This is a genomic window from Neobacillus sp. NPDC058068, from assembly GCF_042885335.1.
In the GTDB taxonomy this organism is placed as follows: domain Bacteria; phylum Bacillota; class Bacilli; order Bacillales; family Cytobacillaceae; genus Neobacillus.
Map to the genome: position 1 here is coordinate 22,654 of NZ_JBHVSI010000004.1, position 15,090 is coordinate 37,743.

General features: G+C 40.9%; 4 protein-coding genes and 1 pseudogene. All 5 read right to left on the reverse strand.

Translation table 11 applies throughout. The annotated features are described in order from the left end of the window. Positions 1-87 precede the first annotated feature (87 nt). Entirely contained in the window at positions 88-4,035 is a 3,948-nt protein-coding gene (locus ACFVSW_RS06010) for a glycosyl hydrolase family 95 catalytic domain-containing protein (protein ID WP_387313487.1), read from the reverse strand. 226 nt (positions 4,036-4,261) lie between these two features. Continuing rightward, the gene (locus ACFVSW_RS06015; protein WP_387313489.1) at positions 4,262-10,102 is read right to left on the reverse strand and encodes an OmpL47-type beta-barrel domain-containing protein; all 5,841 of its coding nucleotides are present in this window, start codon (positions 10,100-10,102) and stop codon (positions 4,262-4,264) included. A gap of 301 nt (positions 10,103-10,403) precedes the next feature. Continuing rightward, positions 10,404-10,730: pseudogene (locus tag ACFVSW_RS06020) on the reverse strand (transposase zinc-binding domain-containing protein); the annotation flags it as partial. 77 nt (positions 10,731-10,807) lie between these two features. Beyond that, complete coding sequence (locus ACFVSW_RS06025; RefSeq protein ID WP_387313491.1) at positions 10,808-13,555, reverse strand: FIMAH domain-containing protein; 2,748 nt, start codon at positions 13,553-13,555, stop codon at positions 10,808-10,810. A gap of 61 nt (positions 13,556-13,616) precedes the next feature. Further along, positions 13,617-14,537 carry a hypothetical protein gene (locus ACFVSW_RS06030; RefSeq protein ID WP_387313494.1) on the reverse strand — a complete coding sequence of 307 codons (921 nt, stop codon included), beginning with the start codon at positions 14,535-14,537 and terminating at the stop codon, positions 13,617-13,619. Positions 14,538-15,090 lie beyond the last annotated feature (553 nt).

Sequence of the window (15,090 nt, forward strand, 5' to 3'; positions counted from 1 at the left end):
TCTCCTTTGAAAATATTTTTCCTAGTAAGGCTTTGTTTAAAAGAGACACGATTGTCAAAATACAACAATTGTGCCCCTTCCTAAAATCTAAGGATTCTTCAACAGTTCAATTAACTTACTTACCTCTTCAGAGAACGACTTTGCCGCTTCTGGAGAAATATGCTTCTGCATTGGTGGATTATTCAATTGGTTTAAGAATTTCTTCAGGTGCGTAATCGCATCTTCTTTTCTTCCATTCTCCCAATGATGAACTGCCTGCTTATGGCTATTGGTTAATTGATCAGCCAGTGGTTTCTTTAATTCCCCAGTCTCCATAAAATGTTTCAGCTGCTTTTGGACCGACTCAAAAGTATAAGAGGTCAGCTGCTTTATGGTTTCCTTCAGATCTACTATTGCCTTTTCCAGGCTTGCCTGTGCTGTGTCAACCGCGGCCTGTGATACGGACAAATTGTTTAGGGCCTTTTCGGCATCCTGCTTTGCTTTAATAAAAGCAATTACGGAAGGATCGGCCGTATCAATCGGTGTGGTATCAATTTGATCCGCATTCACCAGTGTCTTGAACAGACCTTTTTTGTCTGCAGGAGCTGTCGTTCCAGAACCTGATACTTCATAAATGGTCTGTCCTTTCGTGTTAACAGTGTTGGCCCAGGTAATGCGAACTTTGGAACCTTTATTTTTTTGTAAATCAAAAATCGTCTTCTTACTTCCGTCTGTGTTCAGGCTCTTTTTGTCAATCACCGTATACCAGCTACCATCAATGTACAGCTCTACGGTTGTCTGATCCGAACGAGTTTTTTCACCACTGCCTACGAATTCGTTAATGATCAGATTGTCCAGCTCATAGACACCTTGAAGATCAATTTCAGTGGTAAGGACACACGGCACCCCTGTACAATCCCTTGTTGCCATCCGCGTTGATGTATCACCATCAACCATATTTTCAAATGGATATGGTGCACTATGTGGATCCTTACTGGCTTTAATCGGTTTATTAAGGAACACGTTGTCAATTTTTAATTCTTTAGAAATCGCGACAGGTGTCATTGCACTTTCACGGGCGGAAACAGCACTTACGAAATATTCATCGCCGCCGGAAGCATTTTCAACAACCAGCACATTATAACGGCTATTTAATACCAAATCGTAATTGTCGCCACTCTTTTTGTAAACGTTATAGCTCGTCGCTTCGCTGACCTTATCGAACCAAATTTGGAGATCTGTACCGCTTGCCATGTAACCTTTTACATTTTCCGGTTTTTTAGGCTGCAGCATAAGCGCACTTGCCCCGTCGCTTTCGCGTCCGTTAGCCGCGACCGCCGTAACACGGAACGTACATTGATCCGCTTTTTCAAGATCGGCTGATTGATAAGTATACGATGTGCCTTGCACATTTGAAGCAATTAGCTCATAATCCGGCGCGCTTCCAACTGCTCGGTATACATTGTAAGACACAGCATCCTTACTGGCTTTCCAGTTAAGTGTAAGTTTATTTGCTGAATGATAATCAATCTTCAATGCAGAAGGAGCCTCCATTTTTGTATTTGCCGGAATGCTGGTAAAAATATAGGTTTCACCTTTTTTCGTTTCAAAGCTGATCTGATCACGATTTTCCACGGTGAAACTTACTTTTTCGCCGTTGGAGGTTTTGACCACCGCATCTTTAATGTCGGCGTATCTTACTTTCAAGTTTCCGCCCGATTTAGAAAGGATTTCAAATTGTTCTGCCTGTCCGCCGGACCATTTGGCCGAAACTTCAAAGTTGCCTCTTGCAAGCAGTCCACGGTAACTGCCGTTTGCCCATTTCTCAGGTATGGCTGGCAGCGGTGCAATTACATATTCATTGCTCTGTAACAGCATTTCGCTAACGCCCGCTGAAGCGCCTAAGTTTCCATCGACTTGGAACAATCTGTTCGTATACGAATCTCTGTGATTATTAAACAGATTATGCATCGAATGACGCTTGATTAAGTAATTGTAATAGAAATACGCTTGTTCTCCGTCCAGTGTTCTAGCCCATGTCGCTATTCTTTCCGCTTCCGACCATCCTGTACCGCCCGGACCACGCTCTTTCAGCGAAACTTTCGTGGCGTCAAGCCAAGCAGGAGTGGAGGTATTAATTAATTGACCCGGAAATACACCAAGGAGTTGAGAGATATGACGGTGGTTATATTCACCAATGTCACCGTAATACTCTTCTTCGCGGTATTCCTTGATTTGACCCGATTTGCCGACAATAATTGGATCAAGGAGTGGAAGCTGGGATTTCAGTTTATCAAGAACGCTGTTAGAATAGCCCAGTATCTCCGCGGCTTTTAGTGTATTTCGATGGTTTTCATAGATCGTCTGCTGATCAAAGGTCGTTCCAATCGTTTGCATGCTATCCGCATTTTCCGGAGAGGAAGACGGATTTGCCAGCAGTTTGCCGTTATTATTTTGTACAAATCTTGAGAGGAAGTTCGCCTGACCATAAATCGCCGGGTAAACAACATCTTTTAGCAGCTTTTCATCGCGGGTAAAGTCATAATAATCCCAGAAGAGCATTGCCGTCCATGCGCCTGTACCAAAGCCGGAATGGGACGCCTTTCCGGAGCCGTTATACGGCCATGAGGAGTTGCCGTAAGCCCATCCGTTATCTCCGCCGGGGTCGAGCTGAGATTTATTGTACTGATTGATATATTGGGTTGCATATTGCTGTTGTCTTGGTAAATAAGTGTTGTGGTAATCGATATAGGATTCAAACAGTTCAGGCATGTTGGTGGAAAACGCCAGCCAGTAATTCATCTGAAGATTAACGTTGTGCCAATAACCGGATCTCCAAGGTGGATCCTGATACACATTCCAAATCCCCTGAAGATTAGGCGGCAGTGTGTTATCTCTCGAAGAACAGATCAACAGATAACGTCCGAACTGAAATACTAACTCTTCCAAATACGGATTACTATCCCCATTCCGATAAGCATCCACCAATTTATCGGTTGGGATGGAAGGCTCCGGAGCACCCAGATCAAAATTGACCCTGTCATAAAGCCCAAGATAATCCTCTTGGTGTGCAGCAAGCAGCTGATCATACGATTTTGCCGAGGCGTCGGCAAGATACTTTGTTACTTTAGCATGTGGGTGGGCGAACCCTTTGAGTTTATCCAAGCGGTTACTCGCCGAAACTACCTGACTATTAAACTCATAATTGGTTCCCACGGCAATAAGGATGACGGCGCTGTTGGCGTCTGATACAGTGATCGTGCCGTTGTTGTTGTTTTTGTCATTTTGAGTTTGCATCGTTCCGCCGTCAGGAATAACCTTAAACTGCCCTTCAAATTGGAGATTGTAATACTCCATAACACCGGAAAGCGTAATGGTGTCACGTTCGGCTTTCACCGTGCCACTTTTCCCGCGGTTATCCCCAGGCTGTTCGCGATAAGTCGTAAGGTAAGGAATGGTCGGACGAAGGGTGAATGATAATTTTCCCTTTTCGGATGCACTTAAACGGACGGCCATGACTTTGTCGGGATAACTGGTGAAAAACTCCCGCTTGTAGTTCACTCCGTTGTAGTCATACTGAACATGGGAAACCCCCTCATTTAACACCAAATCCCTTGAATAATTAGCGGCCCCATTATGATTGAAATCGAGGAAAACTTCCGCAAAATTATTGAGTCCTCCAATCGTGCTGTTTGAATCCTGCGTGCTGTTTTCAGTGATTTGGATTCGCTCTTTATCAGTTCCTCCAAACAAATTCACCCCCATGTATCCGTTTCCCATTGGAATCGAATTATCAATCCAACCGGTATCGTTATCGGGCGCAGGTTTGTCATACCATAGTTTTAAATTTTTATTTGCTTTTGAAGTAGGAGAATTAGTGACCTCCTTGGCAGAAGCCGTTAATCCAACAGACGTTGATTTAGCGGATTCCATCGTAAATCCGCTTGCCGGGAACAGGGTGATTAGAAGTAAGAATACCGTCACGATCGAAATGAATTTTCTATTAATCAGCATTTTTCTAATTTTTCCTCCAACCCATGTAGTTTGTTTATTCATTTTTACCATCCGATGTATTCGCTCACATTTGTATTTTATTGAATCTTGGCGGCGATCTTTCGGCTGCAATTCCCACTACAAAGCTCACCTCCCTTCAGCTCATTTAACAAGAAATTGAAGATTTATGTTGAAAATATGAATTTAATCTTGAATGCCAACATTAAATCGAATGAGTGCTATGTAGAAAAAATCCTAACACCAAAATTGCTGTTAGGATTTTAAAAAGTTAATTCTGTTCGAGAAGGTAATTCGCATCCCGAAGGAGATAATTCGCTGCCTCTATTGAAATGTGATTACCACTTTGTGCATTTACATGGTTAATAAATTCCTTTAATCCTTCGTGGTTTAGCTTAGTGAGTAAACTGTTCTTTATTCCTTGGTTGTCAATCAAACCTTGATTATAGAATTGCTCAATCAATTCCTTAATTGACTCAATGTTCGTTGTAGTTTGGAAGGTTACAGAGTAAATCGATTTATTACCCGCATAGTCACTGGAAACTACCTTTAACTCATGGGATCCAAGTGCCAAGGAATAAAGGGCGATTTTTTGTCCATTTTGAATGACCTTTCCATCAAGGGTTACAACCGCCTTACTCTTTTCAACACCTGAAACCTCGTCAACTATAGAAATTTTTGGAGTTATTTCATCCGCATCACTATAAGTCGTTTTGATTGGTGATTCAACTGTAATCGTTGGACCACGCTGATCAATATTTAAATCTAGGTGTTTAACTGTCTCGATATTTCCTGATTTGTCAATTGATTGGTAACTAATGGTATATTTAGCATCCTTGTCTAATGTGATTGGGGCAGAGTAAGTCTCCCAGGATTTTCCGTTATCAAGGCTGTACTTTGTTTCTGCTACCCCTGATAAATCATCAGTTGCGGTAAGAGTAACCTTTACAGGCTGGGTATACCAACCGTTTAAACCATTCGGTTCGATCGGTGAAACCGCAGCTACAGTTACCGGAGGTGTAACATCGTCAACACCTTCATTTGTGAAAAGATTAACCTCGTCACTCACAAAGTTATTTGTACCATCGGAAGCTGTAAATTTCACAGTGTAGGTTCCAGGCTTCTGGTAGTCCTTTTGATTAATGCTTGCTTCGTAGTTACGAAGTACGAGCCCTGTTCCTGCCGGAATGATGTTTTCATTATCCTTATCATATTGATAGGAAACTCCAGTTTCAGGTTTTATTTCTGTTTCCTTTACAGGAAATGGCTCGCCAATTGGTTGACCGTTTTTAAAGATTTGATAGGTTACATGGTTTCTTACTTTATTTAAATTTGCTGTCGTACTTGCAGCAACAGTTGCTGTAAAAGTCGTTGTATCTGCAGATGCCGCCGATACAGATGCCGCCGATACATTTGCCGCTATCGCTGTGTAATCTGAAACTGATGAAAGACCAATCTTATCAAGATTTGGAGCATTGTTATTTTTAGACAGGCTGGTATCACCAAATAACTGTAAAGTATTCTCCCCTGGATTCAGTGGGACTGTTACCATAAGCGGTACGACCTCAGGGAAATCGTAGTTATAGCTCATACCGTGAGTAATGAACTTATAACTATTACCGTTAATGTTAATCGCTAAAGCGCGCATACCTGACGTTAGATTTCTTGCTGTTGTAGTGGCATAGTACACAACAAGGTTGTAATTACCGCCATTTTCACCACCATCAATTTTTGCAATTTGCAGTCCTTTCGTGTTAGTTAAGTTGCCTGCGAGACTGCCGGCAGAAGATGATGAACCGCTAACGGCTTTGTCAGCGCCTGTTCCATTGCCGATATACGAGGAATTAGGGTTCTTGCTGATTTCGGCCTCTTGATATTTTATTGAGTTGCCAGAAACGGTGACGATATAATTTGCCGCAACACCACTTGCCCTATTTGTAGCTGTTACGATCGCTACTCCTTCATGGTTGGCTGTTACTGTGACAGTTGAATCAAATTGTTGAATCGCTTTTCCTTGCGCTGAAGCAGTACTGGTCAGCATCGTTAGTTTCGCACCTTCACCTGTCTTTGGAGTACCTAAAATGACTACATCTGATCCGACAAGATTCTTTACTGTCCATTCTAATGTTTTTTCCGTGGCTAATTCTGGGTACGTATTTGCCACTAAAGTTGTTGTATTGGTTGGTCCTGGCAGAATCTTAGTATCTGTATTCAAATCCAAACCAACAGCTCCTAATTGATAAGCAATATAACCAGAGTTATTCTTATCATAGAAAGAGGTGCCGCTTCCAAGATGAGCGAGCGAAATCGTTTGGACTGGCATTTTGGATACCTTGCTCATAGCAGACTGCAATTGTTCGAGGGCATTGTCTACTTCTTCCTGGGTGGCTTCTGCGTTATTATAAACATCCTCTGCCACAGTTAGAGCCGCTTGTAACTTAGCCCAATCGTCCATGGTGTCGAAATTTACTGATGTATACTGCTTGGCAATATCGATGGCAGATTTTAGTTCAGCCCGATCCACATTACTAATAATTAATGCCTTACTTGGGTCAATGGATCTGATGCCTTCATTTAAAGCGATGGCCGCAAAGTACGCTGTATCTTTGCTTATATTGACGGTTGAATAACCAGAGTATTTTGCTTTTACACCCAGGGCGTTCATATAAGCTTTTTGGAATCCTTCTTGCATCCCTTCCCAATTTGGGCTATTGGATTGCTGGGTAAAACCTCCGCCAGATGTACGGTCTCCTATATAGGCTGAAATCGATTTTGCCGCTGACAAAACAGATGCCAGTGTTGTATCACCACTGTTATCGTCTCCTATAGTAGTAACAGTGACGACAGTTTTAACTGGAGGCAGGCTTGGATTCGCCATGCTTGTACCTGTAATCGTGACAGTCCCTCTTCCACGTCCAATCACTAAACCATTTTTGTCTACCATTGCAATGTTTTGATCGCTTGATGTCCACATAATACTCTTATCATAGGCATTATTAGGCTTTATGGCAGCAGTTAACTGTAATCTGTTTGTGCCTGTCACCTTGGCTGTAGAAGCGCTTGTGCTGGCTGGTCCATAAATGGTTGCTGTAGTCGGGCTGTTCAATTTCAGGCTGGTTGGGATCGTTGAAGCATCCGCAACCTTCACTTTTAAGGTCTGGGTAACTCCCGCATCCTGTGTACTTTTCGCAGTAACGGTCACATTCGCAACTTTGTTTGTACCCGTTCCCACTGCTTTAATTGTCGCTGTATTCCCGTTACCTGTAACAGTTAAAATCTTTTCATCTGATGAAGTCCAGGTAACCGTATCGTTCGGATTACCTTGAATGGCTGCCCTCACACTACCTGTATCTGCCCCATTTGCGCCATTGTAGATAAGTGTTGTCGAGTATTTGTCTAATGTTATGTCAGCTGCATGTCTGGTCAAATCGGAATGATCGTTCATGACCATATATCTAAAAGACTTTTGAGCTTCAAAAATAATTTTTCCACCCTTAATCGTGTAATTTACAGAATCACCTAATGACTTATCCTCGTTCACCACTTGAATCACCGGTTTACCAACTGACCAAGGATTAACGAGAGCAATTTTGCCATCACGTTTACTTGTAATATCGACATAAGGAATCGTTTTTGTTGCAGCATCATAAGCACTTGAAACTTCCACATTCCCCTTTGCACCAAGTCTCTCAAAACTTACAGATTTGGTCATATCCCAGTTCGGAAATACCGAAAGGGTACTTGGCATGCTTGGGGTTGTACTGCTTTGGATCAGCATGGAGTTTAAACCCTCCATTGCTCCAATTGTTTCTAACGCTCCCCCGCTCTGTAAATAGGTGAGATTTGTGTTTCGAACCTTTGCAGTTAATGCCGTTTTAAATTTAACTATTAAATCAGCAGCGGGCCAGCCCGCTCTTGCGGCTATTGGAAAGACCTTAGGGAAACCGTTATTTTGGCTGCTCCAGCCGGAGAATCCAACAGCAGACCAAGAATTCATATATTCAAGCGTATTTAATACCTTTTGCAGAATTTCTTTGTCACCGTCCAGCAGCTGTTCATTTTGGAACGGGAATACAACCCCCTCAAGTTCAACAGGCTGATCTCCAGGCTCAATCATGTCAACGTGCGCCTGATTTGGCGATTGGTAATCCGTTGCGATAATCGTGGGTACAAAATTGCTATTATTCGCTGAGTTAAAAGTTCCCTTTGGCAGCATCGCTTCAGGATAATAAGTATGGTCGAACAGGTCCTGCCATCTGTCGAGTGTGGTCTTATTTTCGTTAATTTTTGAACCTTGTTCCATTAAAAATTTGGCCATAAATTTAATAGCGCCAATATCCAAATCAGGATTAATATCCGCGGCATCACCTTCATGGATCGATGAGCCGATAATGGAATAATGGTATTGACCATTGCCATCATCTGTTTTTAATACATATGAGCTGTAGAAAGTAAGTAATTCTTTAAGGTGTGGGTATAGCACTGTTTTCAGGTAATCCTCGTCCAGAGTATACTCGTAGTAAAAAATCATCGGAACCGCTGCAAACATCCCGTTTGACTTCTGATCTGTTGATCCTGCATTAAAGGCATATGTCTTTTTAGAAGACTTTGAGCTAGGTGTCGGCTGGTCACCTGTCATAAGATGGAACGGGGAAAGCGTTCTTACATGTGCCGCCCCATCAAAACCTTGATTCGCGGCATTGTTGATTTGCCAAGGCAGGTCATAAGCGATTACCCGATTAAAAGGAATGGCTGTTTCCATCCTATTGGTTGTTCCTGAAGCATAATATTGCGCTTGTTGATTATAGTTTAGGAAATATCTCCCGCCCCATCCCATGTTATCGCCTGGGATCCAAGAGCCGTACATGGAGCCAGGGAGATTTTGTGCGTTTACTTTCCCATTCGGGCTGGTTGGTCGATTCGAACTGCCAAGAATGTAAAGGGAGCCATAATAGTACTTATTTAATTCGGCATCATTAAACTGTGAATAACTTTTAAGCCAGTAATTTTTCCACCATTCTTGATGATCCTTTTTAAGTTGCAAAATAGAATTTTCGGATGTATAAGCGGAAATCCCTTTTATGGAATCTGCTTGAACGTCTGAAACACTTTTAATATTTTTGTAGTTTCCACTGCTGCTTGCAAAATAAGTAACCAAGTAAACGGTTGAATCAGCCTCTACGGTAAAATCTCCTGACTCACCAAGAGAGTCATAATACTTGCCCTTATTATTATCAAAATAATTATTTGCTTCGATTTTTTCTTGCGTATTCGTTAATTCAGTACCTACAACCGTTGTTGCGGTTGCCATTCTACTTCTAAAGTTAGAAGTATTGCCATTGTCACCCGCATTTGTATCCCGAGTTGTCCAAAGAATAGGGTTTGAGCTGCTTCCTTCTATTCCACCAGTATATGGATAGGTCTTATTTGCATCTGTTAAATCAGTAGCACTCGCAGATGCATACGCCATTGCTGGTACCCATTGCTTCGTGTTAAGAGTAACAGCACCTGCACCTTTGTTTGTAACTTCGGTAACAAATACATTGTCAGTATCGGCAGTCCATGAATTCATTTCAATGGTAGTATCATAGCCTTCATTGTTTTTAAGCTGAATATTGGTGATAACCTGAGCGTTCAGTATGTCCTGTTTCATGTTAAAAACAGACGAAGCTTTGCTGCCAGCTGCAGTTGTCGGTCTAATATCAAGACCACCGCCTGATAAAATTCCCTGATTATCCTTTATTGAAGTTGCTTGTGCGTGTAAAGTTCCCCAAAAATCATTCTTGCCGAAGTAAAACTGTTGTGTGGTTGTGGACACGCCGGCGGCAATTGCACCGATGTCACCGTTACCCATGAGTTGTCCTTGTGTGTAGTTGCCTTTACTGACATCCGCAATTTTAAGTGGGGTTGTGATTGAGCCGTATATTTCCGAAAGGATACTTTTCAGGTTTGACCAATCATCTTGCATTAAGTGATCGTTCACTGCTTGTGGAGCTGTAAAACTTGAGGATGCATTTATTGTCAAATTACCAATGAAGAGACTCGAAATCGTTGTTGCAACAATCGTTGCTGTAAACAATTTTCGTAAACGGTTTAAACTTGCTCGTTTCATTTGTTTCCTCCCTTAATTTAATTGAACATAATTTCTTTGAAATACCTCTTCCTTAGATTCTTCTGCCGAAATTAGTTTCCCTTTCTATTTAATTGGTAGATTCATAAAACCTCTGGATTCCGATTAGGAGTTTCTATTAAAGGAAACGCTTTTACTGATATTTTATCAGAATTTTCTTTAATATTTACCAACCCATTTCTACACTTCAGAAGCTCTTTTCTATACTTAAATTTACCTAGGAATATTTACCTATAAGAAAAACCGGGCAAAAACCGCCCGGTCCTTTTTTGTTTAGCGAATATAAATGTCGATACAGTAGAAATACATCCAGCAATCCTTCATCAATCGTAACAATTACATGTCGATGGTTAACTTGAAGCACATCTTCTGTAAGTAACCGACTCCACTCTTCACTCTCTCCGACAGAGCAGGTGGTGTAGAAACGTCCTTTACAACGATAAGGAACCATACGCACATCGTGGCAACCTTCGCACACAAAAAGCTTAAATCCCTTTTTTATATCTCCACAATCGCGAAATTTCTCAACCTCCTTTATTACGATCGGGCGAATTTTAGCTCCGTATTTATTCTTGAATGCTTCCCAATGTTGGTTTTTATCAAAAAATATCTATAAAAAAAATACCACAATCCAAATGACCGTGGTAGACCCTAAATTTTATACTCAATTTCAAGTGAAAAATTGTATTAACGGTTTAAGCTTCCCCAATCTTCAATCAAAGATTGTGCATCTGATTTGAGATTTGATCCGGCTTCTTTGGTAATGTAACGCTGCATCGGCTCGTTTTCTAAATGTTTCAGGAAATCCTGCATTTTCTTCACAGCTTGTTCGTGCTGACCTTTAGTAAAGTACTCTTCCGCCTGATCCAATCTATTTTTCAACTGATTTACAAGTGGTCCAGTTAAATCTCCTGATTTAATATAGCCTTCAATCGTGTCACGTAATGATTGAATAGTTATTTCCTTCGCAGGTACAATAACTTGAATCTCCCCTGTTTCTGCCTTCTCACCATCATAAATTCTCGTTACTTCCAAAACTAGGATTACTTTAGTGTCCTTATTGGAAGGCTGTATCATTCCGTCCGTTTTAACTATATCAGGATGGTCAGAATTCTTGATCGCAATTGTAAATCCAGCAGGAACTTCCGGTAAAGTTAAAGAAACATCACCTTTTTGCGGTGCCGTAATGGATGTTATGTTTGAAACAATTGAATCCGGGTGTATAAAATTAATGGAAATACTAGCCAAATCCGGGCCATAGGCCGAATCGTTATATATTTTTACAGTATTTGATCCTGCTTTAAGATTTACCATCATATTAGGAGCCATTAAAGGTGTATTAAAATCTGGACCATTTAATGTGATTGGCGTTCCTTCTCCTCCGTTCACACTTACATAAAATGATCTTTCATTGCCTGTTAAATATTCGAGCTGCAAATTGTACGCTCCGTCTGCCGGAACTTGTACATTAAAGATTGCATAATTGTTCGGATTATTTCCGATGTTTCCAATCTTTTGTCCTCCGGAGCATTTTGCACAGCTGACAAGTTTCGCTGAACCATTTAATTTCGCCAAGGTAGCATCATAGGTATTTCTTACGTGACCAGGGCTGCCTGCTGGAATAGTTACCGCGAAACTCTTGGTATCAGCTCTTAGACCATCGGAAATTCTTCTTATTTCAAATACTAGGTTAACGGTCGTATCAACAATGGGAGGTTGAATGGCTCCGCTAGTTTTAATAACTTCCGGTCGATCAGAGCTCTTAATCACAAGATCATATCCGTTTGGCACAGCCGGCATTGTTAGTGATACCGCATCCCTTTCCTGTTTAGGTACCGATGTTATCCCAGCTGCAACTTCTGCCAACGGATGTTGCTTATGTGCAACAAACTTTGCGGAAGCCTCGTAGCTTGTTCCGTCAGCTTCAATAACTTTTGCACGAAGTGTAGTAGGTTTATCGATAACAATTTGTCCAGTATATAAAAGAGAGTTAGCATCTGGTTCACTACCATCAATTGTATAGTAAATTGTTGCTGTTGAATCTATAGACTGTAACTTAACTGTTTTTGGTTCAGTTAAAAATCCACCGTAAGGTTCCATCGATAATTTGGATATTTTAATTAATCTAACTCCATGCGGTTCAATCTTTTCCTTGTATGATGACATGGTGCCAATGACGGAATGTGACCACATATCACTTACAAGATAATCACCGCTAAGACCTAAATCTGCCTGGAAATCGATTGCTCTTTCCTGTGGTGTATCTTCCCTGTTAAATAATCCCACTATCCAAGTACCGTCAGTTAGTTGACCTTTCCAAATCTGGCTTAATGGATCTTTAACATCTCGAACTAGCGGTTTTCCTATAAACCCTCGCTTGTTCATTTCAGTAATTTCCCAGTTTTTATAATAGACGTCATTAAAGCCAATATTTTGGTAATTATCACCGATATTCATGCTGCTTCCAGCCATTGCTAGCAAGCTAATTCTGAATTTCTTTTCTGCATCGCTTGTACTAGTACTAAGAACGCTGTAATCTCCGTCAAGAGCTACCTTTCCTGGTCCACTTATGTCTGACAACCATACAAATCCGTCAAAAAGATTGTAAGCTGGCGGCCAACTATTATCCTTTACTTGACCTCTATTTCGGACACTTGTGTGATACCATATATCTTGTCTGAAATCCTCACTAGCTCTAATTAAGTCTGCATATTTATTTTCAGCTTCTGCATGATTACGATTTTTTTGGTTGGCATAATACAAGATGATTTCATCACCAGCTGCTTCCCTCATCCAGCGATAAAAGGTTTCCGTAGCTTTAGATCCATATGCATCATCGAAAAGTCGAATAAAATCAACTTTAAGCAAATCAGCTCCGATGCTTTTGTAATATTCAACCATTCCTTTAACATATTCCTCAGCACCTGGCTTATTCGGGTCGATCATATACCAATCTTGGAAATTTTTACTTGGATCATCAGGATGAACGAGGCTTTTAATCGGAATGTCAGTTCCCACTACTTTAATCGACTCATCATCAGCAATAGATTTCAACACCCATGAAGGATTATAGTAAACACCCAATTTTAATCCTTTAGAATGTACATAATCCGCCCAATATGCATAATCATTTTTCCATTTTTTATAACTTACAATGTATCCGTTCTCATTATGATTTGTTGCATCATTGATCCACCCATCAATACCGATATATTCGTACCCAAAATCCTTGAAATTCTCGGCCATCCAATCAACATTCGCCTTCATTCTTTCCTCGGTAAAACTGCCACCATACTGTGTGGCATGCCACCCCATTGTTCCGGCACCTCTTTTTGCGTATTCAATATCAGCTGCATAAACCTTGGAATCTAAGGATATATACATGTAAACAAACAAAAGGACTGTAAAAATAGCAAACTTATAATACTTTTTCAAATCAGTTAATCTCCTTCCTGGTTAATATTGATTATTTTGTAAAGAATAAATTTTGACAAATTTAAGGACAATAACGCAGGGAAAAGAAGGTCACCCACTTTTCAATCAGTTCTGGCTTATTGTCAATTTCAATAAAAGACTTGGACCAGTACTCGCGCCACCACTTCGTGTGGGAATTACGAGTTTTCTCATAGTTTTGCTCTTCAGCATATTTCAGCTCATTTAAAGCCTTTTGAATGACATCCTCATTTCGATCAAATGTTGACGCACTCGCCATTAGCACCGTGTATTTCTTTTTTTCAGGATGGGCGTTCAGCCGAATTTTCTTGTTTTCAACTGAAATAGCAGCATCCTCATCCGGCACGCTGATGACAACAGCCGAAGCATTGTAATGATCATTCTCCTTTATGCCGGTATCACTTGGTACGTCAAAAACTTGCTTTAAAACGATTTTGTCCCCAAGCCTTTTCACTTCGGTCTTGTCTGGATTAACGGCTTTCAAATCAACCGTTACGGTATTGTTGCCTTTACGCTTGTCGTGGACGCGGACTAGCATAACATCATGATCGCTCCAAGCAATTGTACTTGAGGTAACTTCTGGTCCAGCAACGGTGGCTTCTGCCTCATAAAAAGAAAGATGCTGGCTTACGTTATCCTTCGGGAATACAGCCCCCCAAAAATTAATATCCACATCACCGGCTGTGCAACAGTCATCTGCTTCAGCTGGCCCTCTCGATCCGCTTTGGAAAATGTCGACCCTATTCAAGTAGTACTTGAGCTGCGAATCGGTCGCATAAACGAGGCTTCCCATTTTACCATTTCCTACTGGCAGCCCGTTTCTTGGCAAATTCATTAATTTGTCATACTTTAAATCAAATTGGGATACATACGATTTATAATCAATTTCTCCCACCGCGCTTTGAAGAGGCAATTTGTCCTTTTCAGTGTCCGCCGAAACGCTTTGAAAACTAAATGTGTTCAAAAGTAAAACAGCACATAGCAAAAACAGACATACATTTTTTCTCCTTCTTAATTATTCCTTCTCCTCCCTCTATTTTTTTCTTCAGCACAACCTTCTAAGGTGTATTAATATAAGATTAATATAAATATTCAGTTAATTTAACTGCCCCATTTCTACATTGAAAGCGCTATTTTATACGATGACCATTTCTGACCTACTGTTCTATTCGACTTCGCAGGCAATCCCGCCATCTTTCTGCGGATTCCCGCAGATTTCAAGATTTAACCCGCCAAGCCCAATGTTCCCTTTTAAACCGTAATATTATGGGGTATCATGGATATAAAATAAAAAAGAGAAGTGCTGGTAACGCTTCTCCCTGTAAACTGCTACCGTGCCATTAAGGTACTTACTTCCTATGGAAATAAGCAAGCGGTATAGGTAACACCAGAAATGATTAACCATTTTAACAATGGTACCTCCGGATCCCAATCTGTTAAAATTTCATATAAAACGATGTCAATCAACCTTAGCGTCACCGTACTTAAAGCTTATGATGTAGTGTTCAAGGACCATA

What these genes read in the sequence shown, in the direction of transcription:
- ACFVSW_RS06010 (WP_387313487.1), bottom strand. Translation starts at nt 4,035, where the DNA reads ATGAATAAACAAACTACATGGGTTGGAGGAAAAATTAGAAAAATGCTG.
- ACFVSW_RS06015 (WP_387313489.1), bottom strand. Translation starts at nt 10,102, where the DNA reads ATGAAACGAGCAAGTTTAAACCGTTTACGAAAATTGTTTACAGCAACG.